The following is a 26254-nucleotide window of genomic DNA, read 5'->3' on the forward strand; positions in this document are numbered from 1 at the left end:
CAAAGAAGATGCACCGCACATGATGGGCGGCATATGAAATTATTCCTGTCCGTTAGGCCGGACACAACACTTAAGGCGGATATGGGGATAGATTGCGAAGAATGCAAGGGGAACTGGCCCTGTGAAAGGGCCAGACCTGAATCAGGGTTGCCAGGTACCCACACCCAGTTCATTTTCTTTACGGGTACGGGCAATCACAGACGCCGGAGATTCGGTGATACGTAACCCCATTTCGTCTTCAGTGCGCACCACTTTTCCGCGCAATGAGTTGGGGAAAACATCAACAATTTCGACATCAACAAACTTACCAATCATATCCGGTGAGCCTTCAAAGTTAACTACCCGGTTATTTTCAGTACGCCCCGACAGCTCCATAATATTTTTGCGCGAAGTTCCTTCGACCAGAATACGCTGTGTAGTGCCCAGCATACGGCGGCTCAAAGCCATCGCTTGTTGGTTAATCCGTTCTTGCAGGATCCACAAACGCTGTTTTTTCACCTCTTCGCTGACATCATCAACCATATCAGCTGCCGGTGTGCCTGGGCGTGCAGAGAAGATAAAACTGAAGCTCATGTCAAAATTAACATCGGCAATCAGTTTCATTGTTTGCTCGAAATCTTGTTCAGTTTCCCCAGGGAAACCAACGATAAAATCGGAACTGATTTGGATATCCGGCCGTGCCGCTCGCAGTTTGCGAATGATGGCTTTATATTCCAGCGCAGTATGCGTGCGCCCCATCATCGTCAGTACGCGGTCAGCACCACTTTGTACAGGCAGGTGCAGGAAGCTCACCAGTTCTGGCGTATCACGGTAGACTTCAATGATATCGTCAGTGAACTCAATGGGGTGGCTGGTGGTAAACCGAATGCGGTCAATACCGTCAATTGCGGCAACCAGACGCAACAGCTCTGCAAAAGTGCAGATACCGCCATCAAAGGTAGGGCCGCGATAGGCGTTGACGTTTTGACCTAACAAGTTAACTTCACGCACACCTTGTGCGGCAAGCTGGGCGATTTCCAGCAGGATGTCATCACTTGGGCGGTTTACTTCTTCGCCGCGGGTATAAGGCACCACACAGTAAGTACAGTATTTGTTACAGCCTTCCATAATAGAAACGAATGCTGTAGGCCCTTCTGCACGAGGTTCTGGCAGGCGGTCAAACTTTTCGATTTCCGGGAAGCTGATATCCAGCACAGGGCTACGTGTGCCACTGACTTGTTTGATCATCTCGGGCAGGCGGTGCAGGGTTTGTGGCCCAAAAATAATATCGACATAATGGGCTCGCTGGCGAATATGCTCGCCTTCCTGCGATGCCACACAACCGCCAACACCAATGATCAGCTCAGGATTTTTGTCTTTTAATGTTTTCCAGCGGCCTAACTGATGGAAAACCTTCTCCTGTGCCTTTTCACGAATTGAACAGGTATTCAGCAGCAGAACATCTGCTTCTTCAGCCACTTCGGTCAGAGTAAAACCGTGAGTGGTCTCCAGCAGACTGGCCATCTTCGATGAATCGTATTCGTTCATCTGACAGCCCCAGGTTTTGATATGCAGTTTTTTTGTCATTGACTCATTGCTCAGTTAACGCCAGGAATGCAGGGCGCGTATTGTAATGCTTTGGCGCTGTTGTGACCAGTAGGTGAGAGACAGACAGCGCACAGGATTGAAAATCCGGTACACTTAGCCCATGTGTGCTAAGGATAATTAACCATGACGAATCTATCCACAGACGTTGCGATTATTGGCGGCGGTATGGTTGGGGCGGCACTGGCCCTGGGGCTTGCCCAAAATGGCTTTGAAGTTGCGCTGATTGAGCAGCAAATGCCGGCTGTTTTTAACCCGGAATTGCCCCCTGATGTGCGGGTCTCTGCTGTCAGTGCTGCGTCCATCGCTTTATTAAATAGCCTTGGTGTCTGGCAGTCAGTTACTGCCATGCGCAGCCATCCCTGGTGTGAACTGGAAACCTGGGAGTGGGAGAATGCCCGGGTACTCTTTTCTGCCAGGGAATTAGGTGTGCCAGTTTTAGGGCATATGGTTGAAAACCCTGTGTTACAACGTGCATTGTGGGATGCGGTTTCGTCGCATCCGGCCGTTGCGTGTTTCTGCCCTGCAACGTTAAGCGCACTATCAGTGGTGGATGATGGTCAGCAACTGGTGCTTAGTTCCGGTGAGGTGATTAACGCGCGGTTAGTGGTGGGGGCAGATGGAGCGCATTCAAAAGTGCGCGAGATGGCTGGTATCGGTATTCATGGTTGGGCCTATGATCAGTCCTGTATGCTCATTACCGTAAAACGCCCGCAGGAATCTGGCGAACGAACCTGGCAACACTTCACACCCGATGGGCCGCGAGCCTGGTTACCGTTAATGGGTAATTACGGCTCTGTCGTTTGGTATGACAAGCCTGCACGTATTCAGGCTTTAAATAAAATGCCTTTGTCACAACTGGCGAGTGAAATTCGTGCCTATTTCCCGGCACGCATTGGCGAGCCAGAGCCGGTTGCCAGGGGGGCATTCCCGCTGGTTCGACGCCATGCCTGGCGCTATGTCAAACAAGGTGTCGCGCTGATTGGTGATGCAGCACACACTATCCATCCGCTGGCGGGGCAGGGGGTTAACCTTGGGTACCGTGATGTTGATGCATTACTTGATGTGCTGATCAATGCCCGTAGTTATGGTGAAGATTGGGCATCCCAAAAAGTGTTGTTACGTTACCAGGCTCGTCGCTACCCGGACAACGTATTAATGCAAACCGGGATGGATCTGTTCTACGCTGGTTTTTCTAACCAACTGGGGCCTGTAAAACTGTTACGTAATTTAGGTTTGATGGCGGCTGAGAAAGCCGGGAAGGTCAAATCGCAGGTGCTGAAATATGCGATTGGTTTGTAACTGGCGTTGAACGTCATGCCCGGTAGTGATTGCCGGGCAATATTGTAGCCGGTTATTCACTGACTATTCGCTAAAACAACAGAGGTCGCTAATAAACAACAGATGCAAAAAAAGCCCGATAAACGGGCTTTTTTATTGAGTGGCTGGGGTACAGGGATTCGAACCCCGGATGGCGGAATCAGAATCCGCTGCCTTACCGCTTGGCGATACCCCAACAGGTGCGTTACGTATAACGTCTTTTAAATTTGGCTGGGGTACAGGGATTCGAACCCCGGATGGCGGAATCAGAATCCGCTGCCTTACCGCTTGGCGATACCCCAAGAAAATGGTGGCTACGACGGGAATCGAACCTGTGACCCCAGCATTATGAGTGCTGTGCTCTAACCAGCTGAGCTACGTAGCCAAATTGTATTGCTATTGACCAGCCTGAAGAAAACGACTGGCTGGGGTACCTGGATTCGAACCAGGGAATGCCGGTATCAAAAACCGGTGCCTTACCGCTTGGCGATACCCCAACGACTGACGCGTATCCACGCAGGAGTCGCAAAAAAATGGCTGGGGTACCTGGATTCGAACCAGGGAATGCCGGTATCAAAAACCGGTGCCTTACCGCTTGGCGATACCCCATCCGACAACGCTAACGGAAATGGTGCGGGAGGCGAGACTTGAACTCGCACACCTTGCGGCGCCAGAACCTAAATCTGGTGCGTCTACCAATTTCGCCACTCCCGCAAAAAAGATGGTGGCTACGACGGGAATCGAACCTGTGACCCCAGCATTATGAGTGCTGTGCTCTAACCAGCTGAGCTACGTAGCCATCTTTTTTTCGCGTTACCTTATCGGCGTTGCGGGGCGCATTATGCGTATTGGGCCTTGCAGCGTCAACACATTTTTTCCCGAAAAGTGGCTATGAATGTCTGTTTGACTATCTTGCGAACGACTTGGCGTGATAATCAACAAAATTTAGCGGTTTTTATTAGGCGGCTGGTTAAAAAGCCATCATTATCAGTAAGCAAAGTTTTCACCTGATGGTGGCGGTGCTATGAAAAACAGACACTACAGAACCGTGTTACCTGGCAAAACCGGGCAATAAGGGAAACCTGATTGCAGATATAAGAGGGCATGACGAGGGGGATTTTTGCTGGGCACAATAATGGGTTAATCGCTGTAGCCACAACAATGAAAAATGCCCGCTGTCGCGGGCATTGAATATTACATTAAGCAGCAAAGTTTCTGTGCTTATTTGTATGCAGACTGGTGCACACCAACAGCACGGCCAGATGGATCGTTCATAGCTTTGAATGATTCATCCCATTCAATGGCTTTGGCAGAAGAGCAGGCAACTGACGGGCCACCAGGTACACATTCAGCTGCGCTTGGTACCGGGAACAGTTCTTCAAAAATTTCACGGTACAAGTAACCTTCTTTTGACGTCGGTGTGTTGTACGGGAAACGGAAGTGCGCAGTTTCCAGTTGCTGGTCTGTAATTTGTTCAGCAGCAACTTCTTTCAGTGTGTCAATCCAGCTATAGCCAACACCGTCGGAGAACTGCTCTTTCTGGCGCCATGCCACACTGGCTGGCAGATAGGATTCAAAACATTCGCGCAGAATGTGTTTTTCCATTTTGCCGTTACCGCACATTTTATCTTGCGGGTTGATACGCATTGCCACATCGAGGAATTTTTTATCCAGGAAGGGCACACGTGCTTCCACACCCCATGCAGACATGGCTTTGTTCGCACGTGCACAGTCGAACATATGCAGAGCCTGCAGTTTACGTACGGTTTCTTCATGCAGTTCTTTGGCATTTGGCGCTTTATGGAAGTAGAGGTAACCACCAAATACTTCATCAGAGCCTTCACCGGACAGCACCATTTTTATGCCCATCGCTTTGATTTTACGTGACATCAGGTACATTGGCGTTGATGCGCGAATAGTGGTGACATCATAAGTTTCAATGTGATAAATGACATCGCGAATGGCGTCCAGGCCTTCCTGCACAGTGAAGTGAATTTCATGGTGCACAGTACCCAGATGGTCAGCAACTTCCTGCGCTGCTTTCAGGTCAGGAGATCCTTCCAGACCCACTGCGAATGAGTGCAGTTGCGGCCACCAGGCTTCGCTGCGTTCCTGATCTTCTACGCGGCGTGCGGCAAATTTCTTGGTGATAGCAGAAATAACAGATGAATCCAGGCCACCAGACAACAGTACACCGTAGGGAACGTCTGACATCAAATGGCTTTTTACAGAATCTTCCAGCGCCTGGCGTAATTCATTTTTGTCCGTTACGTTGTCTTTAACGGCATCGTAATCAAACCAGTCACGCTGATAATACTGACGAATTTCACCGTCTTTGCTCCACAGGTAGCTTCCCGGAGGGAATTCGCTGATGGTGCGGCAAACCGGTACCAGCGCTTTCATTTCTGACGCAACATAGAAGTTACCGTGTTCGTCGTGGCCCATATACAGCGGAATAATACCAATGTGGTCGCGGCCAATCAGGTAAGCATCTTGTTCACTGTCGTACAGTGCAAAGGCGAACATGCCCTGCAGATCATCCAGGAATTCTGGGCCTTTTTCTTTGTACAGCGCCAAAATGACTTCGCAGTCTGAGCCTGTCTGGAATGCATAGCGGTCAGCATATTCAGCACGCAGAGCCTGGTGGTTGTAAATTTCACCATTGACTGCCAGAGCATGGGTGTGTTCCGGGTTGTACAGTGGCTGGGCACCGGCGTTAACGTCCACAATAGACAGGCGCTCATGAGCAAGAATTGCTTTATCACAGGCGTAAACACCAGACCAGTCTGGGCCGCGATGGCGCATCAGGCGGGATAACTCCAGTGCTTTTTTTCGTAATTCAGCCGGGTCGGTTTTAATATCCAGCACACCAAAAATCGAACACATACACTTCTCCGTTTTACCGAACTGGGCGGTGATGTTGTCTTATATATATTGTGCAGCAAACCCTGTTTACCGCATTCCGTAAGTAAGAAAATGCCCCAATGTGCAAAACGGTGCAAGCCTTTTCAGGGTTCAAAAAATAAAAGTTAACCTGTCGCTGCAGAAAAGTGATTTTCTGCATGATTTTTGATTTGGCTATTATTGAATCTTCATTATTTTCTATTTTTTATTAGATAAACAATAATTGTGCTGTTTTGGTGCGCAGGTAACAAAAACGGCGCATGGGCGCCGTCAGATGTCGGGGGGGGGTGAGACTCAGAGAATGTCTATTTCGGCAACTGAAGGGTAAATCCACGATGGGCGGAAAGGTACATTATCTATGTCGTCCATACTTGAAACGCCAGAGAGAACCAAAATGGTTTCCAACCCTGCCTGGAAACCCGCAAGAATGTCCGTACGCAGGTTGTCACCGACTATCACTGTGTGTTCTGAATGCGCCTGCATTTTGTTGAGCGCTGAACGGATGATCCACGGGCTGGGTTTGCCAACATAAAACGGTTTGCGCCCGGATATTTTCTCAATACCGGCACACAAAGCACCGCAAGCGGGATAAAACCCTCTGCCGTGGGTATCCGGGTTTGTGGCAATAAAACGGGCGCCATTAGCAACAAAATAGGCTGCTTTATGCATCATTTCCCAGTTGTAAGACCGGGTTTCACCTACGATGACGAAGTCTGGATTAATATCAGTAATGGTAAAGCCGGCTTTATAGAGCTCGTGAATCAATGCGCCTTCACCTACGACATAGGCTTTTTTACCTTCCTGGCGGCGCAGAAAATCTGCCGTCGCCATGGCCGAGGTGTAAAACACAGAGTCTGGTACTTCAATGCCAGCTGCAGAGAAGCGGTTAGCTAAGTCCTGGCCTGTTTGTGAAGGGTAGTTGGTCAGTAATACTAGCGGTAAACCTTTATTCATAATGCGCGCCAGAAATTCGCTGGCGCCAGGCACGGCGACATTGTCGTGCATCAGCACACCATCAATATCGCAAATAACGTTCTGGATGGTCATTCGATACTCTTTATTAGCATACTCAAGGGGCTAACTATAGCCTGGAACAGATGAAAATCCTGTTAATTTTCCAACAAACGCTGGAGCAGTGCGCCGTTCAACATGGCTCGTTTAACCAGAGCAAACGCGCCAATTGCAGAGCGGTCATTGAGTTGAGAGCGGACTACAGGAAGTTTGGTTCTGAATGCATTCAATGCCTGAGTGTTGATACAACCCTGAATGACAGGCATAAGCACTTTTTCGGCTTCTACCAACTCGCCAGCAATAACAACTTTTTGTGGATTGAACAGGTTAATGGCGATGGCAATTGCTTTTCCAAGTTGCCGCCCGACATGCTCAATCACTTCAGTGGCCAGTGTGTCGCCCTTGTTGGCAGCTTTACAGATACTGGCAATATTGCAGTCATCAACGGTTAAACGGCTTGGGTAGCCTTGTTCGAGACGCTGGCGAACACGGCTTTCAATAGCGGCATTTGCAGCAATAGTTTCCAGGCAACCAAAGTTTCCGCAATGGCAACGTTCACCAAGCGGGTCGACCTGAATATGACCAATTTCACCTACGTTGCCATTGCGGCCAATAAATATCTGCCCGTTAGAGATGATGCCAGCCCCGGTTCCCCGATGCACGCGCACCAAAATAGCATCATCGCAGTCGCGGGTTGCGCCAAAATAGTGCTCAGCAAGTGCCAGGCTGCGAATATCATGGCCAACAAAACAGGTGATATTGAATTTTTTTTCCAGAACTGACACCAGCGGCCATTCGTTTACCGGGATGTGTGGCATATAGCGCACTACACCGGTTTCAGGCTCAACAAGACCAGGCAGGATAACGGAAATAGCGATTAGCTCACGAATTTTACGCTGATTATTGCTAATAAACGTGGCGAGGCTTTTCAGCAATGCTTCCTGCAATGTTTCTTGAGTGCGTTCAGGAAGTGAGAAATGCTCTTCCGCCAGTGTTCGGGCACTTAAATCAAATAAAGTCAGTGTGGCGTCATGGCGCCCAAGACGCACCCCGATAGCCTGGAAAAGACGTGTTTCAGTAATAATGGATATGGCGCGACGACCACCGGTTGAGGCCTGCTGATCGACTTCTTTAATTAACCCGCGCTCAAGTAACTGGCGGGTAATTTTGGTGACACTGGCGGGTGCCAGATGGCTGAGTTCGGCGATTTGAATACGCGATATGGGGCCTGCCTGATCAATCAGGCGGTAGACCGCCGCACTATTCAGTTGTTTAACCAAATCCACATTGCCAATTTGCGTTTGTCCGCCAGTTGTCATGCCTTACTTACTCTGTAACGACCTCGTTACCATTAACGATGGTCTTAATAATATGATAATCACGGGTAAACACGGTTAAATTGGCCACTTTACCAGGCTCAATCGTCCCAAGTTGTTTGTCCATGCCAATAGCTCGTGCTGGGTAAAGAGTTGCCATCCGCAGTGCTTCATCCAGCGCAATGTTAACGTGCTCAACCAGATTGCGTACTCCCTCAATCATAGTCAGTGATGAACCACTCAGTGTTCCGTTTTCATCCACACAAAGCCCGTTGCGATAGTATATTGTTTTACCAGCAAAAATGAACTGGTCGATATTCGCACCTGCCGGGGCGGTTGCATCTGTTACCAAACATAACTTGTCTTTTTTTACTTTTTTCGCTGTGCGGATATTTGCAAAATCAACATGCATGCCATCGGCAATAACACCACACCACACATCTTCTTCGTCAAAAATCGCGCCTGTCAGGCCAGGTTCACGCCCTGTGATGTAAGGCATTGCGTTAAATAAATGCGTGGCAAAGGTGATACCGGCACGGAACCCTGCTTTGGCTTCACGCAACGTGGCATTGGAGTGCCCGGCAGAAACGACAATCCCAGCACTGACTAACTGTTTAATGACTTCTGCCGGGACCTGTTCTGGGGCAAGCGTAATTTTGGTAATCACATCGGCATTCTGGCACAGAAAATCTACCAGGTGTTTTTCAGGTAACCGAATGTAATCCGGGTTGTGGGTTCCTTTTTTCTTGATATTTAGCCATGGTCCTTCGAGATGCAGGCCCAGCGCCTGGTTTGGGTGCTTACTCAAATAATCACGCATCACATTAACTCCCTGCATCATCAGGGTGTCACTGCAGGTAATCAGTGTAGGTAAAAAGCTGGTGCAACCGGATTTTTCGTTGGCAGCCTGCATTATCTCCAGCGTTTTAACACTTACTGCATCAGGTGTGTCATTGAACTGCACACCACCGCAACCATTGAGCTGCACGTCAATAAAACCAGGGGAAATAATCGCGCCGTTCACAGTATGCTGGACAAGCGTATCGGGTAGTTCAGATACAGGACAGACTCGGTCAATCAGGCCATTAGCAATGACAACGGCATAGTCTTCGAGAACTTCTCGGCCGGTATAAATTCGGCCGTGGGTTAAAGCGTACATAATTTCCCCCGGTTAATAGCGCGTGCTTAAAGATCTTTAATATTTTCAGCTTCTAATTCATTGAAATACTTCAGTGTTTTTACTTTCAGTTCCATCGTTGACGGCTCGTCACAAACGATAACGGCTTTAGGATGGAGTTGCAGGCAACTGATTGTCCACATGTGATTGACATTACCTTCTACAGCAGCTTGTAATGCCTGAGCTTTTACCTGGCCCAATGCCAGAATCATGACTTCTTCGGCATCAAGCAATGTGCCGACGCCAACAGTCAGTGCATATTTTGGCACCTGGCTGACATCACCACCAAAGAAACGTGAATTGGCAACACGGGTCTCGTGTGTCAGCGTTTTGATTCTGGTCCGTGAAGCAAGAGAAGATGCTGGCTCATTAAAGGCAATGTGCCCATCATTACCCACACCGCCCATGAAAAGGTGGATTTTTCCATAAGCGCGAATTTTTTCTTCATATTGGCGGCATTCTGCATCAATATCGGGTGCGTTACCATTCAGCAGGTTGATATTTTCTTCGGGAATATCAACGTGTTCAAAGAAGTTGCGGTACATAAAACTGTGGTAGCTTTCCGGGTGTTCTTTGGGTAAGCCGACATATTCGTCCATATTAAATGTGACCACATGTTTAAAACTAACCTGGCCTGCTTTGTGCATATCAACAAGTGCTTTATACGCTTCAAGCGGTGTGCCTCCCGTGGGCAAACCGAGAACAAAAGGGCGCTCAGCGGTAGGTTTAAATGCATTGATGCGGTTAACGATATGGCGTGCCGCCCACTTGCCAACTTGCTGTGGTGTAGCCAGGGGAATCAGTCTCATTGTTCACCTCATTGAAGATAGAAAGAAAACAGAAAAGCCGAATTGAATTGCTCTAAAGTGTAATGCTCTGTCGGTTTAAGGGCGAATAGGGTCAATCCGTCTTGATTTTTCGAATGATAAAATAAGTTTTCGTTTGAAGCCAGTTAAAAGGAGGGATATAAGAATATTTTGGTGATTTTTATCACAAAAAAGTGTAATTAATTTGCGGTGCGAATTATTTTTTCACACACTCCGGATGTAATATTAAAAGCTGTGCAGGTATTCCAGTGCCAGTTACAATAAAAACAGATAGTTAGCTAAGACTTATCGGGTCTTACAAGGGGGAATATGTGAGTGTATTAGGTTATTTACAACGCGTTGGTCGCGCGCTCATGGTGCCTGTTGCGACCTTGCCTGCCGCGGCGATACTGATGGGGGTTGGCTACTGGATTGACCCGGTTGGTTGGGGAAGTCAAAGTGCGCTGGCGGCGTTCTTCATCAAATCTGGTTCTGCCATCATTGACCATATGTCAGTGCTGTTTGCCATTGGTGTGGCTTACGGCATGTCTAAAGACAAAGATGGTGCGGCAGCGCTCACTGGCTTCGTCGGTTTTCTGGTGCTGACCACGTTATGTTCACCGGCATCGGTGTCCATGATTCAAAATATTCCTGTCGATAAGGTTCCGGCGGCTTTCGGTAAAATCGAAAACCAGTTTGTTGGTATCCTGGTTGGGGTGATTTCTGCTGAACTCTATAATCGCTTCAGCGGTGTTGAGCTGCCCAAGGCACTTTCGTTCTTTAGTGGCCGCCGGTTGGTTCCCATCCTGACGTCCTTCGTGATGATTGCTGTGGCTTTTGTCATGATGTATGCGTGGCCACTTATTTTCGGTGGTCTGGTTAGTTTTGGTGAACATATCCAGCATCTGGGGTCTGCGGGGGCTGGGATCTATGCCTTCTTTAACCGCTTGCTGATCCCGGTTGGTTTGCATCACGCACTGAACTCTGTGTTCTGGTTCGATGTCGCGGGTATCAACGATATTCCTAATTTCCTTGGTGGCGCTCAGTCTATTGAAGCGGGTAAAGCGATTCCGGGTATTACTGGCCGTTACCAGGCTGGTTTCTTCCCGATTATGATGTTCGGTTTGCCTGGTGCGGCTCTGGCTATTTACCATTGCGCTCGCCCGGAAAACAAAGCGAAAGTGTTAGGGATCATGATGGCGGGGGCGTTTGCCGCCTTCTTTACGGGGATAACTGAACCGTTAGAATTCTCCTTCATGTTCGTTGCACCGGTGCTGTATGTGATTCACGCCGTCCTTACCGGGATTTCTGTATATATCGCTGCCACCATGCACTGGATTGCCGGTTTTGGCTTTAGTGCTGGTTTGGTTGATATGGTGCTTTCTTCGCGCAACCCACTGGCTACCCACTGGTATATGCTGATTCCGCAGGGGCTGGTGTTCTTCGCGATTTACTATGTGGTGTTCCGTTTCACTATCACTAAATTCAACCTGATGACACCGGGGCGTGAACTGGCTGTCGCCGGAAGTGAAGCTGATGGTGAAGATATGAATGTCAGCAACGGTGGCGTTGCGAAAGAGCAAAACGCCACTCAGCTTGCCCGCCAGTATATTTCTGCAGTGGGTGGCTCAGATAACCTGACAGCTATTGACGCCTGTATAACGCGGTTACGCCTGAATGTGAAAGACTCTTCTCTGGTCAATGAAGCGATGGCGAAACGTCTGGGGGCTACGGGTGTTATTCGCCTGAATAAAACCAGTGTGCAGATAATTGTTGGTTTTGTTGCAGAGAAGATTGCCAATGCAATGAAAACGACCGGGCACGTTGAAGCTGCGTCTGCTCCAGCACCAGCACAAAGTGGTGCGAAATTGCAGGCTGTTCCCACGTCGACTGCAGTAACAGTGGTTTCACTGGTATCACCGGTTACAGGTGCGGTTGTTGCTCTGGAACAAGTACCTGATGAAGCCTTTGCCAGTAAAGCGGTTGGCGATGGTGTTGCTATTAAACCGACTGATAGTTTGGTTGTTGCCCCGGCTGACGGAACTATTGTGAAAATCTTCAATACTAACCACGCATTTTGCCTGGAGACTGAAGGTGGTGCCGAGCTGGTGGTACATATGGGGATTGATACTGTCGCACTGAACGGCAAAGGGTTCACGCGCCTTGTTGAAGAAGGTGAAACTGTTACTGCCGGGCAACCGGTACTGCAGTTAGATCTCGATTACCTGAATGCCAATGCTCGCTCCATGATTAGCCCGGTTGTCTGCAGTAATATCGACGACTTTGCTGGTCTGGAGTTAAAAGCAGAAGGGCAGGTTATCGCCGGGCAGACTATTTTGTTCGACATTAAAAAGTAATTAATCCCGCCTGATACGTAAATCAACGGCTGAAGGTTTTCTTCAGCCGTTTTTTACGCCCGCAGTAACTACGCAGAGCAATAAATCCAGAATTAATGCAACATAAAGGTTGTTTCCACGCGCCGCTTATTAGATCATTCTCCGTTAAATGATGTTTACGCTTTGAGGACTCTGCGATGAGTGAGGCTGAAGCCCGCCCAACAAATTTTATCCGTCAGATAATCGATGAAGATCTGGCTGCTGGTAAGCATGACCATATTTGCACCCGTTTTCCGCCGGAACCCAACGGTTATTTGCATATCGGCCATGCCAAGTCGATTTGCCTGAATTTCGGTATTGCACGTGATTACCAGGGGCAATGTAATCTGCGTTTTGACGATACTAACCCGGTTAAAGAAGACATCGAATACGTTGAATCAATCAAGCACGATGTACAGTGGTTAGGTTTCCAGTGGGCCGGGGATGTTCATTACTCATCCGATTACTTTGATAAGCTCTACCAGTACGCGCTGGAATTAATTAACAAAGGCTTGGCCTATGTTGATGAACTGACTCCAGAACAAATCCGTGAATATCGCGGTACATTGACTGCGCCCGGGAAAAATAGCCCGTACCGTTCACGTAGCGTTGAAGAAAACCTGGCGTTATTCGAAAAAATGCGTGCCGGTGGCTTCGAGGAAGGTACCGCTTGCCTGCGAGCTAAAATTGATATGGCCTCGCCATTTATGGTGATGCGCGACCCGGTCATTTACCGCATTAAGTTCGCTGAACACCATCAGACTGGGAACAAATGGTGCATCTATCCGATGTACGATTTCACCCATTGTATTTCTGATGCGCTGGAAGGCATTACGCATTCTCTGTGTACGCTGGAGTTTCAGGATAACCGCCGGTTGTACGACTGGGTGCTGGACAACATTACAATTCCGGCCCACCCACGCCAGTATGAATTTTCACGCCTGAACCTTGAATATGCTGTTATGTCCAAGCGTAAACTGAATTTACTGGTCACTGAGAAAATTGTTGAAGGTTGGGATGACCCACGTATGCCAACCATCTCTGGTTTGCGTCGGCGTGGTTATACACCCGCTTCAGTAAGAGAGTTTTGTAAGCGTATTGGTATTACCAAACAAGATAATACCGTTGAGATGGCAGCGCTTGAAGCCTGTATCCGTGAAGACCTGAATGAACACGCACCACGGGCAATGGCTGTGATCGATCCCGTTAAAGTGGTCATTGAAAACTACCCGCAAGGGCAGAGTGAAATGATTACCATGGCAAACCATCCAAATAACCCGGATATGGGCAGTCGTGAAGTGGCATTCAGTGGTGAAGTCTTTATCGACCGTGCAGATTTCCGCGAAGAAGCGAACAAGCAATACAAGCGCCTGGTGCTGGGTAAAGAAGTGCGTTTGCGTAATGCATATGTGATTAAAGCTGAACGTGTTGAGAAAGATGCTGAAGGGAATATCACCACGATTTTCTGTAGCTATGATGCCGAAACCCTGAGTAAAGACCCGGCAGACGGGCGCAAGGTGAAAGGTGTTATTCACTGGGTCAGTGCTGCACATGCTCTGCCAGTAGAAATCCGTTTATACGACCGCCTGTTTAGTGTCGCCAATCCTGGTGGAGCTGATGATTTCTTGTCAACAATCAACCCGGAATCTCTGGTGATTAAGCAGGGCGTGGCTGAAATGAACCTTAAATCTGCTCAGCCTGGCAAAGCGCTGCAATTTGAGCGTGAAGGCTATTTCTGCCTGGATGAGCGTTACAGTTCTGTAGATAAACTGGTATTCAACCGCACTGTTGGGTTACGCGATACCTGGGCGAAAATCGCTGGTTAATTATTGAATCCTGGGCTTTTGCCTGGTGAATACTGACCGTAGTCGTGTTGCACGACTACGGTTTTTTTTGCCTGCAATCCCCATTTTTGCTCCAACCCCGAAAATTTCCGCCAGCGTGCACTATTGTGTGCAGCGATTAACACCATAAATTCAATAAATTTATCCATAATTCGATTCTGTGAGAATTGCCGCAATTCTTTCTGAAACCGGTTGCAGAGGGAGTGTATGTTCAGTCAGTCTGAAACCGGTTGCAGAGAGCAAACAAACAAAGGATCAGCTATGGGCACTATCAGAGATTACAGCGCGCTGGCAAACAATATTCTCGCAGAAGTAGGTGGTGAAGCGAACCTGATAAGCTTCTCCCGCTGCGCAACTCGGTTACGTTTGGTGTTAAAGGAAGTTCCTGAATCTGCTATTGAGCGGGTGAAAAATCTGACGGGTGTTATTACCGTCGTTCTTAGTGGGGGGCAGTTTCAGGTAGTTATTGGCACGCATGTCGCTGATGTGTATCAGGCTTTTTCCTCACTGGTAGATAGCGACACGCTAACCAATGCTACAACTGAGAAAAAACGCCCATTAGATGCTGTTGTGGCAACGATGTCGGCGGTTTTTGCGCCTGTGATTTACGTCCTGGCTGCTGCTGGTTTGCTGCAGGGCCTGCTTATCATCATCAACTATTTCTCGGTATCGTTTCATACGACAGGCACTTTTGGTGTACTCAATTTTATTTCCTGGACACCGTTTGCATTTTTGCCAGTGTTCATTGCAATAACGGCAGCAAAACACTTTAAGTGCAATACCTATATAGCCGTGTTGTGCTGCTGTGCATTAATTAACCCTGACTGGGCAGTGATTGCCGGGAAAATTGCCAGTGGTGAAGGCTTTACTTTCCTCGGCATTCCGTTAGCGAAGACGGTTTATACCTCATCTGTATTACCGCCTCTGTTTCTGGTATGGGGGCTGGCACACCTGGAACGCCTGGTATTACGTGTTTTACCTGATGTAGTGGCGCCTTTATTTACACCACTCATTTGTGTTGTTGTGATGGTCCCTGTCACGCTGGTGGTTATTGGGCCGGTAACGGCCGGGCTGGCGAACGGTATTGCTCATGGTTATAACTGGCTGTTTAATGCAGCTCCTCCGCTGGCTGCTGCGGTGATAGGTGGTGTATGGCAAGTAATTGTTATATTTGGTGTTCATTGGGGAATTACCCCCGTCATTATGGCTAACTTTGATATGTATGGCCGGGACTCTTTCCAGGCGTTCCAGACGATGGCTGTTGTGGCACAAATGGCTGCAGCTTTTGCCTGTGCCATGAAAACACGCCAGGCCGCATTCCGGCCGGTTGCATGGTCTGCCGGGCTGACTGGGGTGTTTGGGATCACTGAACCCGCTATTTATGGTGTCACTCTGCGTCTGAAAAAACCGTTTATTTGCGGTTGTATCGGTGGTGCTACAGGGGCATGCGTCGCCAGTTTCTTTGGCAGTTACTACTATGCGTATGCAGGTCTCCCTGGGTTGCTGACGATTATGAATGCTATCAGCCCGGAAAACCCCCAGTCGTTTATTGGTGAAGTGGTGGGGCTTGGTGTGACTGTGGCGGTGACTTTTGCCCTGGTGTTTATGGTGGGTTTTACGGAACCGGAAATGCCGGAAAATAAACAAAACGCACCACAGCCACGCGCTAAAGAAAATATGCCCACTGAACTGGTTTTAAATAGCCCGGTTTCAGGGGAACTGGTTTCTCTGAGCCAGGTTAATGATGAAACCTTTGCCAGCAAGCTGCTGGGCGATGGTATTGCTATTTTACCTGACAACGGCGTAATTGTTGCCCCGTGCGATGGGGAAGTGGCTTCGGTTATTGATTCGCAGCATGCTGTCGGAATGCTGTGTGCAAATGGTGCCGAACTGCTTATTCATGTAGGCCTTGATACAGTCAAACTTCATGGCGCACATTTTACTACCCTGGTTAAAATAGGGGACTATGTGACCGCAGGTACTCCGTTGATTCAGTTCGATAAAGAAAAGGTTATTGAAGCAGGCTATGACATTACAACGCCGGTACTGGTGGTGAACAGTGATGAACATGCTTTGATATTTCACCAGCAGTCGGGGAAGGTTAATAGCGGTAACCCTTTATTTTCTGTTGCTTAAATCCTCGGGGCCAGCATTGCTGGCCCCGCTCTTGTTGCCTCAAAATTGAAACGGCACGCGAAACCCATTACAGTCGTGTAGCTCTGAATATATCTGTTGGGGTTCAGAGTGCAGGCTAATCTGCCTTTCAGGCCGTAGATAATTCGGGGAGTAGTTTTTCAATGGTAAAAATGCTGGATGTCGCTAAAGCGGCAGGGGTATCTAAATCTACCGTGTCCCGGGTGCTGAATGGTAAAGACATCGTCAGTGATGAAATTAAACGCCTGGTGTTTAAAGCTATTGAAGAAACGGGCTACCGGCCTAATTTGCTGGCTCAGCAGCTGGCGACGCAGAAAACACGCTTAGTGGGTTTTGTGATGACCAATGCTTTGTACAATGGCCCTTACTTCTCAACACTGATTTATGGTGCAGCAACCTGGAGTGAGCAATACGAGCATCAGCTTATTTTTGCCGATGGTAAGCACTCTGCAGAAGATGAAACAGCAGCTATAGACTACCTGGTACGTATGAAATGCGCAGGTATTATGGTTTACCCGCAATACCTCACTGCAGATGAACTTGATGCGATTATCGATACCAGCCCGGTTCCAATTATTGTTCTCAACCGCACATTACCACGCCACCCTGAGTGTGCTATCAGCGTCCTGCACTATCAGTGTGCCCGAATGATGATGTCCTTTATTCTGGATATGGGGCACCGGGAAATAGCCTGGATAAGTGGGAGAAATGGGTCTCCTACCAATAAAATGCGCTATCAGGCGTATTTGGATGAGTTATCAGCACAAGGTCTTACACCTGATCCAACACTGGCAGTGGCTGGTGACTGGAGTATGGAAAGTGGTTATGCCGCTGCCCGGCAACTGATTGAGCAGGAAGTGCCCTTCAGTATGATCCTCGCGGGTAATGATGATATGGCATTAGGTGCTATGAAAGCGTTACAAGAGGCGGGAATAGCAGTCCCTGGCGATATTTCTGTTGCCGGGTTTGATGACTCACGCATTGGCAGTTTTGTTTCCCCTGCACTAACCACTATCAAGATTCCCTTAATTGATATGGTCAAACTGGCTGTTGAACGTTTGTTAGGTATCTCCCCGCATACCAATAAGTCTTGTGTGAGTTTATCCGGTGAATTGGTCATCCGCGATTCAGTAGAAAAACTCAATTAACCTGTTTTCCATAAATGCAATTTCCTGCAAATAGCACTGGAACAACAGATAAAAAAAAGCCAGGTATTAAACCAGGCTTTTTTTTGGTGTCACATTGCACCGGCTTACAGGTACACCCGATTATTTGTTGTCTTCGTGCGCATTTTCATCGTCACGGCAATCGCCTTCTGCACAGTGACCATAGAGGTACAGGCTGTGGTTGGTCAGGCGAATTCCATGGCTGGAAGCAATTTCACGCTGGCGAGCTTCAATAGAATCGTCGCTGAATTCGATAACTTTACCGCAGTCGAGGCAAATCAGATGGTCATGATGATGTTGCTGCGTCAGTTCGAAAACGGATTTGCCACCTTCGAAATTATGGCGTGTAACGATTCCGGCGTCATCAAATTGGTTGAGCACGCGATACACGGTAGCAAGACCAATCTCTTCTCCCATATCAATCAGTCGCTTATATAAATCTTCCGCGCTGACATGGTGATTGTCCGGCTCCTGCAACACTTCCAGAATTTTTAACCGGGGAAGCGTGACTTTCAGGCCTGCCTTCTTTAATGCGGTGTTGTTGTCAGTCATGCGGAATATGTCCTGTTGCTTGCAAAATGCCCTTGAATGGGCGTACGACGGAATACGCTAAAGTTAATGCGTCTCATTATATGTTTGACACTCCCTAAAGAAAACCGCAAGTCTCCAGCAAAATTGAAAATAAATAATCTGATAGCACTGGCAAATTTACCAAAAAAAGCACGCTATCAACTGGATCATTGTACAGCGCTACTATCAAAAAGTTAAAAAAATGTAGCAATTATTTTTATTGGTTTTACCTATTAATCCGGCGCAATATAATTGCGCCGGGAAATTATCAGGCATTAATTATGCTATCGAGTTGCATTTCTTCCGCAATCTGTTTAACCCACTTTTCAACACGTTCTGCTGTCAGCTCGGGTTGACGGTCTTCATCAATTGCCAGACCAACAAAGTGTGCATCATCTGCCAGGCCTTTAGACGCTTCAAAGTGATACCCGGCTGTTGGCCAGTGACCAACGATAACCGCACCATGAGGTTCGATAATGTCGCGAATGGTACCCAGTGCGTCACAAAAATATTCAGCGTAGTCTTCCTGATCACCACAACCGAACAGGGCAACTAATTTACCAGTGAAATCAATTTCTTCCAGTGTAGGGAAGAAATCATCCCAGTCACACTGTGCTTCACCGTAATACCAGGTAGGGATACCAAGCAGCAGAATATCGAAACCTTCAATATCTTCTTTGCTGCTTTTAGCTATGTCATGTACTTCAGCAACATCTTTACCAAGCTGTTTTTGAATGATTTTAGCAATGTTTTCAGTGTTGCCGGTGTCGCTGCCGAAAAAGATGCCTACGATCGCCATGAGTTTAATAACCTCTTGAAACTTAATGTTATGGTGGCGTGAATTTGTCCACAGATAAGGCAATGATAGCAGAACAGCTTCCAGTGCGGAAACAGCTATCACCACCGGGTGCACACACTGCTACATGAAAAGGAAAGACGGCCAGAAATGCGTGGATTATATGTGACCAGATTTTGTGTCATCTAACAGAGCCATCAACATCTCTTCGATGAGTTCGCTACGGCTCATGTTACGCTCTTGCGCCAGCTCATTCAGCGCATCTACCGCATCTGCATTCAGTTTTAATTCCACACGCTTAAGCCCACGAACCTTATCGCGTTTAAGCTGGTTGCGTTTGTTGATACGCAGTTGTTCGTGACGTGACAATGGATTTGTTTTTGGGCGACCCGGACGGCGTTCATCCGCGAACAGATCTATTGTCGTACGGTCCGTTTGTTCTTTTGCCATGATTAGAATAGTGAGGAAAACAGGTGGCTGGAGCAACGTGCTCGGGCGCATTACAGCGCGCCATGATACATCAGGCAACATGACGCGCCAACGCGAAAGCCAATTTTGCCAGCCAGTCGGCGGGTTTTTAATCAGTTTTCGTCTGAAGGGTTAAGAAAACGGCGAATAGCGCGAATCACTGCCTCGGTTTTTTCCGCATGGACCCAATGCCCGGCCCCCGCAACGACCCAGGCTTTGGCACAAGGAAATTGAGCCAACAAGGTTTCGCGATATTGTTCTTGAATGTAAGGAGATAACCCGCCGCTGATAAACAACGCAGGATGTGGCCATGGCGCAACGGTTTCCCACCCGACAATATTGCCATATTGTTCTTTGAGCACCGGAACATTAAAACGCCACTCGCCATTGGCAAAAGATTTTAGCAAAAACTGAATAACACCTTCTTCATCGAGAACGTTGCGCATAATTGCCGCGGCATCCTGGCGAGTGTGCGCTCCGGCAGCGGTTACAGCTTCTATGGCGGCAAAGATAGTGTCATGGCGACGAACGTTATAATCGACAGGTGCAATATCAATCACAACCAGTTTTTCGACCCGGTTGGGAGCCAGTTGGGTAACCGCCATCGCGGTTTTTCCTCCCATGGAATGACCGATGAAAATCGCATTATTTATATGATATTCATCCAGTGTATCCAGTACATCCTGAGCCATGGCAGGCCATGTCATAATACTACTGCGAGCCGACTGCCCATGATTGCGTAAGTCTATTTGCAGCACATCATGGTCCTTAACCAGGTCCCTTGCCAGAACCCCCAGGTTATCCAGCGTACCGAATAACCCGTGTATTAACACAACCGGTGGATTGTTCGTCATTTGTTGAGCAGATTGCAGGCGAGCGTGTAATTTCATAGAAAACTTCTTTTTTTCGCTGTCTCAGGAATAGGGTATTATGTTGGCCATTCTGCCATCCGGCTGCAAGGGTTACAGTTAATTCTGACTTTTGACACCATCCCGGGTTGATGCTATTCGCCATTGGGTTTTGATTCTATAATCCCAATGATTTGTATTCAGAAAAGATATGTAACTGGATTAAAATGAAAACGATTGAAGTTGATGACGAGCTGTATCGCTACATCGCGAGCCACACACTGCATATTGGTGAAAGCGCGTCAGACATTTTGCGGCGTATGCTGAAACTCTCTTCTGGTCAGCAACCTGTTGCGCTGTCCTCTTCTGTAGTCTCAACAAGCAGTAGTGTCCCTGTGTCCCACGCTGAAAAAGCGCCTGAAAAACCGAAAGATAAAGTGCGGGCAATGCGTGAGTTACTGCTGTCAGATGAATATGCGGAGCAAAAGAAAGCGGTTAACCGTTTTATGCTGGTGCTTTCAACGCTCTACTCCCTGGATTCTTCCACATTTGCTCAGGCAACGGAGTCCTTACATGGGCGCACGCGAGTGTATTTCGCTGTTAATGAGCAAACCTTATTGAAGAATGGTAATCAGACAAAACCTAAGCAAGTTCCCAATACACCTTATTGGGTGATCACGAATACCAATACGGGCCGCAAATGCAGCATGGTCGAGCATATTATGCAGTCCATGCAGTTCCCGGCGGAATTAGTTGAAAAGGTTTGCGGCACCATTTAACGCTTGTGACAAAAAGGACCAGCAATGGCTAACCATCCTCGAGCAGGGCAACCTGCGCAGCAGAGTGATTTGATTAATATCGCTCAACTGACCGCTCAGTATTATGTATTAAAACCTGAGTCAGGTAATTCAGAGCACGCGGTGAAGTTTGGTACGTCAGGCCACCGAGGTAGTGCCGGTCGCCACAGTTTTAATGAAAGTCATATTCTCGCCATCGCTCAGGCGATAGCAGAAAACCGTGCCCAGAATGGTATTACCGGGCCGTGTTATGTCGGTAAAGATACCCATGCGCTTTCTGAACCAGCATTCATTTCTGTTCTGGAAGTGCTGGCAGCCAATGGTGTGGATGTGATTGTGCAGCAGGATAATGGCTTTACGCCGACACCTGCTGTGTCCAATGCGATTCTGGTTCATAACAAGCAGGGTGGCCCGTTGGCTGATGGCATTGTTATTACGCCATCTCATAACCCGCCAGAGGATGGTGGTATCAAATATAACCCACCGAATGGTGGCCCGGCAGACACAGGCGTGACAAAAGTCATCGAAGAGCGTGCCAATGCGTTATTGGCCGCAGGCCTTGCTGGTATTAAACGTGTGACGCTGGATGAAGCGTTGGCTGGTGGGCATGTTCAGGAAGTTGATCTGGTCCAGGCATATATTGAAGGGCTAGCAGATATCATTGATATGGCCGCTATTCAGAAAGCAGGCCTGAAACTGGGTGTCGATCCGCTCGGTGGCTCCGGTATCGAATACTGGAAACGTATTGCTGAGCATTACAAGCTGAATCTGACGCTGGTGAATGATCAGGTTGATCAAACGTTCCGCTTTATGCACCTGGATAAAGACGGCGTGATCCGCATGGACTGTTCTTCTGAATGCGCTATGGCCGGTCTGCTGGCACTGCGTGACAAGTTTGACCTGGCATTCGCGAATGACCCGGATTATGACCGTCACGGCATTGTTACCCCGGTTGGGTTGATGAATCCGAACCATTATCTTGCTGTAGCCATTAATTATTTATTCCAACATCGCCCACAATGGGGCAGCGATGTTGCGGTAGGTAAAACACTGGTTTCTTCTGCCATGATTGACCGGGTCGTGGATTCTTTAGGCCGTAAACTGGTGGAAGTACCGGTTGGGTTTAAATGGTTTGTGGATGGCCTGTTTGATGGCAGTTTTGGTTTTGGTGGGGAAGAGAGCGCCGGGGCATCATTCTTGCGCTTTGATGGTACGCCATGGTCAACCGATAAAGACGGAATCATCATGTGTCTGCTGGCAGCGGAAATTACGGCTGTGACCGGTAAAAATCCACAACAGCATTATGATGAGTTGGCTGCACGTTTTGGTGCGCCGAGCTATAACCGCCTGCAGGCGTCTGCCACTTCTGCGCAGAAAGCTGCCTTGTCCCGCCTGTCTCCGGAAATGGTCAGCGCCAGCACCCTTGCCGGGGATGAGATCACGGCTCGTGTGACGACGGCTCCTGGTAATGGTGCGGCAATTGGCGGTTTGAAAGTGATGACCAAAAACGGCTGGTTTGCTGCCCGTCCGTCAGGCACAGAAGACGCTTACAAAATTTATTGCGAAAGTTTCCTCGGCGCGGACCACCGTAAACAGATAGAAACAGAAGCAGTAGAAATTGTGAGTGCTGTATTGAGCAGTGCTAAATAATGCTCTGAGGAAAGCAAAACAACCTGTTCTGCTTTCCTGAATGAGTAAAAAAGAGCGCCGGTGGCGCTCTTTTTTTATGGCTGGTGCAGTATTGGGTCAATTAAGCATAAAACGGTAACCAATACCTGTTTCGGTAATCAGGTGGCGTGGGCGGGCAGGGTCAACCTCAAGTTTCTGGCGCAGATGCCCCATATAAATACGCAGGTAGTGGCTGTGTTCGACAGCATTTGGCCCCCAAACCTGGTTGAGCAACTGGCGTTGAGTCAGCACTTTGCCATGGTGACGTAGCAGTACAGCTAAAAGGCGAAATTCAATTGGTGTCAGGTGAATATCTGTGTCATTGCGGCAAATACGCCGGGCCGCAAGGTCGACATGAATATCGCCAAATGTATACAGGCTGTCACTTTCCTCATTGCCTGATGTACGGCGCAGAGCCACCCGTAACCGTGCCTGTAGCTCCCCAATGCCAAAGGGTTTACTCAGGTAGTCATCTGCTCCGGCATCCAGTGCGGCGATTTTATCCTGCTCATCACTGCGTGCGGAAAGCACAATAATCGGAATCGTACTCCACTGGCGAACATCGCGAATAAAATCCAGCCCGTCACCATCTGGCAGGCCCAAATCGAGAATAACCAGGTCCGGTTTACGTGTCGCTGTTTCAATTAATCCGCGTTGCAGTGTTTCTGCTTCGAAAATACGTACACTCTCTTCTTCCAGCGCATTGCGCAGAAACCGGCGGATTGCCTGTTCGTCTTCGACAACAACTATGGTAGTCACATAACCTCGTCAGTTTCATCGAGCCCCGGAGGGGAAAGGTGGGGCAGGCGGATATGAAAACTCGCACCGCCTTGTGCACGGTTCTCAGCATAGATCTCACCGTCGTGGACATCAATAATGGCCTGGCAAATCGCCAAACCCAGCCCAACACCGGGAATCGCCGATTCTTTGGTGCCACGGGCAAATTTTTCGAAAATCGTTGCCTCCTGGCCGGGAGGAATACCGGGCCCGGTATCCCAAACTTCCAGGTCAATGATGGATTCATCACTCTGCACTGTAATTCCAACCTGGGCCTGTTGGCCTGCATATTTAACTGCATTCTCCAGCAGATTAATTAGCACACGCTCAAACAGTGTTCCGTCTACATGAATTAGCATCAAAGGGTCGGGCAGGTTAATGTGTATTTCGCGTCCACCTGTTACTGGATCCAGTTGTTGAAGCGCGCCACCGATCAGTTCTTCAACAGGGATCCAGGCCCGGTGTAAATTAAACCCACCGGATTGGATCCTGGCCATATCCAGCAGGTTATTCACCAGACGAGTGGTATTGAGCACTTGCTGGCGAATTTCGTTTGCCTGAAGGGCATGTCGTGAGCCTTCAGAAGCCAGGTCAAGCGTTAAAATTTCCGCCTGGCCAAACAGCACAGTTAAAGGTGTACGTAAATCATGGGAGAGTGCTGCCAGTAACGTATTACGAATACGTTCCCGCTCACCAGCAACCCGGGCTTGTTCTTCACTGACCATTAGATTCAGATGATCTAAAGCTGAGGTAACCAACAGTAATGCTGTTTCGAGCAAGCGTTTTTGTTCGGGGATCATTAGCTGACGCAAATTATCGGGCATGATGACCATCAGACCCAGTGTTTTCCCTTGTGTTCGAAGAGGGTGAATCTGCCAGGGGACTCCGGGTAGTGTGTCGGTACCCGCCCCAGCGGGGTGCCCATTGTCAAAGCTCCAGCGAGCAATAGCATCATCCCACCACACTGCCGCCTCTTTATCACTTATTGGCCGCAGTTTCCCCTGGTTATCCGGGAGTAATAATTGTGCATCGGCCTGGAAACTCTGGCGGATAAACTGCTGGCTGGTGAGCGCTATTTCTTGCGTGTTTCGGGTTACCGCAAGAGCGCGGGATATTTCATACAAATGGTGGGTACGCTGTTCGCGGTGACGGGCTACTCGTGCCTGGTAACGAACACCAGCGGTTAAGGTGCCAATTAACAGACCAACCGCCATCATGACGGAAAAAGTGAGCAGGTATTGAACGTCGGATACAGCAAGAGTGCCACGTGGCTCAATGAAAAACAGATCAAAGCAGGCCACATTAATCACGGTGGCAAACACCGATGGGCCACGGCCATACAACAAGGCGACCAGCACAACCCCAAACAGGTAGATCATCACCATGTTGGCCGCATCCAGGCCCAGTAACCACTGGCTGGCAAATAATGTGATGACAAAACAAAATAAAGCTGCGACAACACATCCCAGTAACTGTACACGCCACTTTTCAAAAAAACGGCGTGTATCAGGCAAGTTGCCCGTTGGTTCTGGGCGGTCATCCATGGCAACCACAATGAGATCAAGATCAGGCCCATGTTGCGCCAGTTTGTCAGCAAAGGAGCGTGCGGGCCAGTAGCGTTTCCCCTGACGGCGCCCAGTGATCACTTTGCCCAGATTATGTTCACGGGCATAGCGCACAATGGCATTGACTTCCTGGGGGGCGGAAAGGGTTGCTGTGGTTGCTCCCAATTCTTGCGCAAGAGTTAATGCAGAAAGTATGGCTCGCCGTCTGGATTCATTCAGCCGGTGTAAGCGCGGCGTTTCAACATAAACGGCATGCCATGAACATCCCATCCTGGCGGCCATTCTGGCAGCGGTACGTATTAGTTTTTCATTGCCGCTACGGGCACCAATACACAGTAAAATAGCATCACGGGTATGCCAGACTTTGCCTGGCTGTTGGCGGCCGCGCCAGTCCTGCATCTGCTCATCTACACGGTCGGCAGTGCGCCGTAGTGCCAGTTCCCGTAACGCAATAAGGTTACCAGTACGGAAAAAATGCTCGATTGCCCGTTCCGCCTGGCTTGGAATATAGACTTTCCCTTCACGTAAACGCTGGCGCAAATCTTCAGCGGGAAGATCAACCAGCACCACATCACTGGCGTTATCAAAGATAGGATCGGGTACCGTTTCTTTTACCTGAATGCCAGTTACTGCACCAACAATGTCGTTCAAGCTTTCCAGGTGCTGTACATTGAGTGTGGTGAACACATCAATGCCGGCATCCAGTAGCTCCTCGACATCCTGCCAGCGCCGTGGATGGCGGGATCCTGGCACATTGCTGTGTGCCAGTTCATCAACCAGAATCAGGGCCGGGTGGCGTGCCAGAGCACTATCCAGGTCAAACTCTTCCAGTATCCTCCCCCTGTGCCCATGCCGTCTGGGGGGGAGAAAAACCAGGCCCTCCGTGAGCCTGGCGGTTTCTTCACGCCCGTGTGTTTCAACCACACCCACAACCACATCCAACCCTTGTTCATATAACCGGCGTGCTTCCTGCAACATGGCCCAGGTTTTTCCTACACCGGCACAAGCCCCGAAAAAAATACGCAGTTTCCCTCGGGCGGGAAGGTTAACTTGCTCAATTAAACGGTCCGGGTCAGGGCGGTGCGGCTCTTGGTGCATAGACATTCCT

Annotated in this window: 20 protein-coding genes and 7 tRNA genes; 7 read left to right on the forward strand and 20 right to left on the reverse strand. The window is 48.8% G+C overall.

What is annotated here, in order from left to right; all coding sequences use genetic code 11:
• Positions 1–141: 141 nt before the first annotated feature.
• A complete protein-coding gene (gene miaB / locus LC084_RS02720; RefSeq protein WP_226569145.1) occupies positions 142–1566 on the reverse strand; it encodes a tRNA (N6-isopentenyl adenosine(37)-C2)-methylthiotransferase MiaB in 1425 nt (474 codons plus the stop codon).
• A 144-nt stretch (positions 1567–1710) separates the two neighbouring features.
• Between miaB and ubiF the strand changes: the two genes are divergently transcribed.
• Positions 1711–2886, forward strand: coding sequence for a 3-demethoxyubiquinol 3-hydroxylase (gene ubiF / locus LC084_RS02725; protein ID WP_226569147.1), 1176 nt, complete (start codon positions 1711–1713; stop codon positions 2884–2886).
• 140 nt (positions 2887–3026) lie between these two features.
• Here the strand turns inward: ubiF and LC084_RS02730 are convergent.
• From LC084_RS02730 to nagB, 12 genes are all read right to left on the reverse strand, one after another.
• Positions 3027–3100, reverse strand: a tRNA-Gln gene (locus tag LC084_RS02730).
• 32 nt (positions 3101–3132) lie between these two features.
• A tRNA-Gln gene (locus tag LC084_RS02735) sits at positions 3133–3206 on the reverse strand.
• Between the two features lie 6 nt (positions 3207–3212).
• Positions 3213–3289: transfer RNA gene (locus tag LC084_RS02740), tRNA-Met, on the reverse strand.
• A gap of 37 nt (positions 3290–3326) precedes the next feature.
• Positions 3327–3401: transfer RNA gene (locus tag LC084_RS02745), tRNA-Gln, on the reverse strand.
• Positions 3402–3438: 37 nt separating this feature from the next.
• Positions 3439–3513 (reverse strand) — tRNA-Gln (locus LC084_RS02750).
• A 20-nt stretch (positions 3514–3533) separates the two neighbouring features.
• A tRNA-Leu gene (locus LC084_RS02755) sits at positions 3534–3618 on the reverse strand.
• Positions 3619–3626: 8 nt separating this feature from the next.
• Positions 3627–3703, reverse strand: a tRNA-Met gene (locus tag LC084_RS02760).
• A 422-nt stretch (positions 3704–4125) separates the two neighbouring features.
• Positions 4126–5790 (reverse strand): asparagine synthase B, encoded by a 1665-nt coding sequence (gene asnB, locus LC084_RS02765; protein ID WP_226569149.1) that lies wholly within the window; start codon positions 5788–5790, stop codon positions 4126–4128.
• Positions 5791–6102: 312 nt separating this feature from the next.
• Positions 6103–6855 carry an HAD-IIA family hydrolase gene (locus LC084_RS02770; RefSeq protein ID WP_226569151.1) on the reverse strand — a complete coding sequence of 251 codons (753 nt, stop codon included), beginning with the start codon at positions 6853–6855 and terminating at the stop codon, positions 6103–6105.
• Positions 6856–6917: 62 nt separating this feature from the next.
• The gene (gene nagC / locus LC084_RS02775) at positions 6918–8138 is read right to left on the reverse strand and encodes a DNA-binding transcriptional regulator NagC (RefSeq protein ID WP_226569152.1); all 1221 of its coding nucleotides are present in this window, start codon (positions 8136–8138) and stop codon (positions 6918–6920) included.
• Between the two features lie 7 nt (positions 8139–8145).
• A complete protein-coding gene (gene nagA, locus LC084_RS02780) occupies positions 8146–9294 on the reverse strand; it encodes an N-acetylglucosamine-6-phosphate deacetylase (RefSeq protein WP_226569154.1) in 1149 nt (382 codons plus the stop codon).
• Between the two features lie 26 nt (positions 9295–9320).
• Positions 9321–10121: a glucosamine-6-phosphate deaminase gene (gene nagB, locus LC084_RS02785; RefSeq protein ID WP_064599671.1), complete on the reverse strand. Its 801-nt coding sequence runs from the start codon at positions 10119–10121 to the stop codon at positions 9321–9323.
• Between the two features lie 329 nt (positions 10122–10450).
• Here nagB and nagE point away from each other — a divergent pair, with 329 nt between their 5' ends.
• The gene (nagE, locus tag LC084_RS02790) at positions 10451–12475 is read left to right on the forward strand and encodes an N-acetylglucosamine-specific PTS transporter subunit IIBC (protein ID WP_226569156.1); all 2025 of its coding nucleotides are present in this window, start codon (positions 10451–10453) and stop codon (positions 12473–12475) included.
• A gap of 176 nt (positions 12476–12651) precedes the next feature.
• Entirely contained in the window at positions 12652–14319 is a 1668-nt protein-coding gene (glnS, locus tag LC084_RS02795) for a glutamine--tRNA ligase (protein ID WP_226569158.1), read from the forward strand.
• Here glnS and LC084_RS02800 read toward each other — a convergent pair.
• The gene (locus LC084_RS02800; protein ID WP_226569160.1) at positions 14316–14486 is read right to left on the reverse strand and encodes a hypothetical protein; all 171 of its coding nucleotides are present in this window, start codon (positions 14484–14486) and stop codon (positions 14316–14318) included. The genes glnS and LC084_RS02800 overlap by 4 nt on opposite strands.
• A 112-nt stretch (positions 14487–14598) precedes the next feature.
• Between LC084_RS02800 and LC084_RS02805 the strand changes: the two genes are divergently transcribed.
• Positions 14599–16473, forward strand: a complete 1875-nt coding sequence (locus LC084_RS02805; protein WP_226569161.1) for a beta-glucoside-specific PTS transporter subunit IIABC — start codon at positions 14599–14601, stop codon at positions 16471–16473.
• Positions 16474–16634: 161 nt separating this feature from the next.
• On the forward strand, positions 16635–17639 hold the full coding sequence (locus tag LC084_RS02810) for a LacI family DNA-binding transcriptional regulator (protein WP_226569163.1): 1005 nt from the start codon (positions 16635–16637) through the stop codon (positions 17637–17639).
• Between the two features lie 120 nt (positions 17640–17759).
• On the opposite strand, the gene fur is transcribed toward LC084_RS02810, so the two are convergent.
• The 4 genes from fur to ybfF all read right to left on the reverse strand — a co-directional run bounded on the left by fur (position 17760) and on the right by ybfF (position 20381).
• Complete coding sequence (fur, locus tag LC084_RS02815; protein WP_226569165.1) at positions 17760–18209, reverse strand: ferric iron uptake transcriptional regulator; 450 nt, start codon at positions 18207–18209, stop codon at positions 17760–17762.
• A gap of 286 nt (positions 18210–18495) precedes the next feature.
• Positions 18496–19026, reverse strand: coding sequence for a flavodoxin FldA (fldA, locus tag LC084_RS02820; protein ID WP_226569167.1), 531 nt, complete (start codon positions 19024–19026; stop codon positions 18496–18498).
• A 156-nt stretch (positions 19027–19182) separates the two neighbouring features.
• The gene (gene ybfE, locus LC084_RS02825; RefSeq protein ID WP_226571113.1) at positions 19183–19473 is read right to left on the reverse strand and encodes a LexA regulated protein; all 291 of its coding nucleotides are present in this window, start codon (positions 19471–19473) and stop codon (positions 19183–19185) included.
• Between the two features lie 131 nt (positions 19474–19604).
• On the reverse strand, positions 19605–20381 hold the full coding sequence (ybfF, locus tag LC084_RS02830; RefSeq protein ID WP_226569169.1) for an esterase: 777 nt from the start codon (positions 20379–20381) through the stop codon (positions 19605–19607).
• A gap of 185 nt (positions 20382–20566) precedes the next feature.
• Here ybfF and seqA point away from each other — a divergent pair, with 185 nt between their 5' ends.
• Positions 20567–21118 (forward strand): replication initiation negative regulator SeqA, encoded by a 552-nt coding sequence (gene seqA, locus LC084_RS02835; protein ID WP_226569171.1) that lies wholly within the window; start codon positions 20567–20569, stop codon positions 21116–21118.
• A 24-nt stretch (positions 21119–21142) separates the two neighbouring features.
• Positions 21143–22786: a phosphoglucomutase (alpha-D-glucose-1,6-bisphosphate-dependent) gene (gene pgm / locus LC084_RS02840; protein ID WP_226569173.1), complete on the forward strand. Its 1644-nt coding sequence runs from the start codon at positions 21143–21145 to the stop codon at positions 22784–22786.
• A gap of 96 nt (positions 22787–22882) precedes the next feature.
• Here pgm and kdpE read toward each other — a convergent pair whose 3' ends face one another.
• Positions 22883–23563, reverse strand: coding sequence for a two-component system response regulator KdpE (gene kdpE / locus LC084_RS02845; RefSeq protein WP_226569177.1), 681 nt, complete (start codon positions 23561–23563; stop codon positions 22883–22885).
• The gene (kdpD, locus tag LC084_RS02850; RefSeq protein WP_226569179.1) at positions 23560–26244 is read right to left on the reverse strand and encodes a two-component system sensor histidine kinase KdpD; all 2685 of its coding nucleotides are present in this window, start codon (positions 26242–26244) and stop codon (positions 23560–23562) included. Before kdpD ends, kdpE begins: the two co-directional genes overlap by 4 nt.
• Positions 26245–26254: the final 10 nt, after the last annotated feature.

The sequence above is a fragment of the Mangrovibacter yixingensis genome (assembly GCF_020523985.1).
Taxonomy (GTDB): Bacteria; Pseudomonadota; Gammaproteobacteria; order Enterobacterales; family Enterobacteriaceae; genus Mangrovibacter; species Mangrovibacter yixingensis.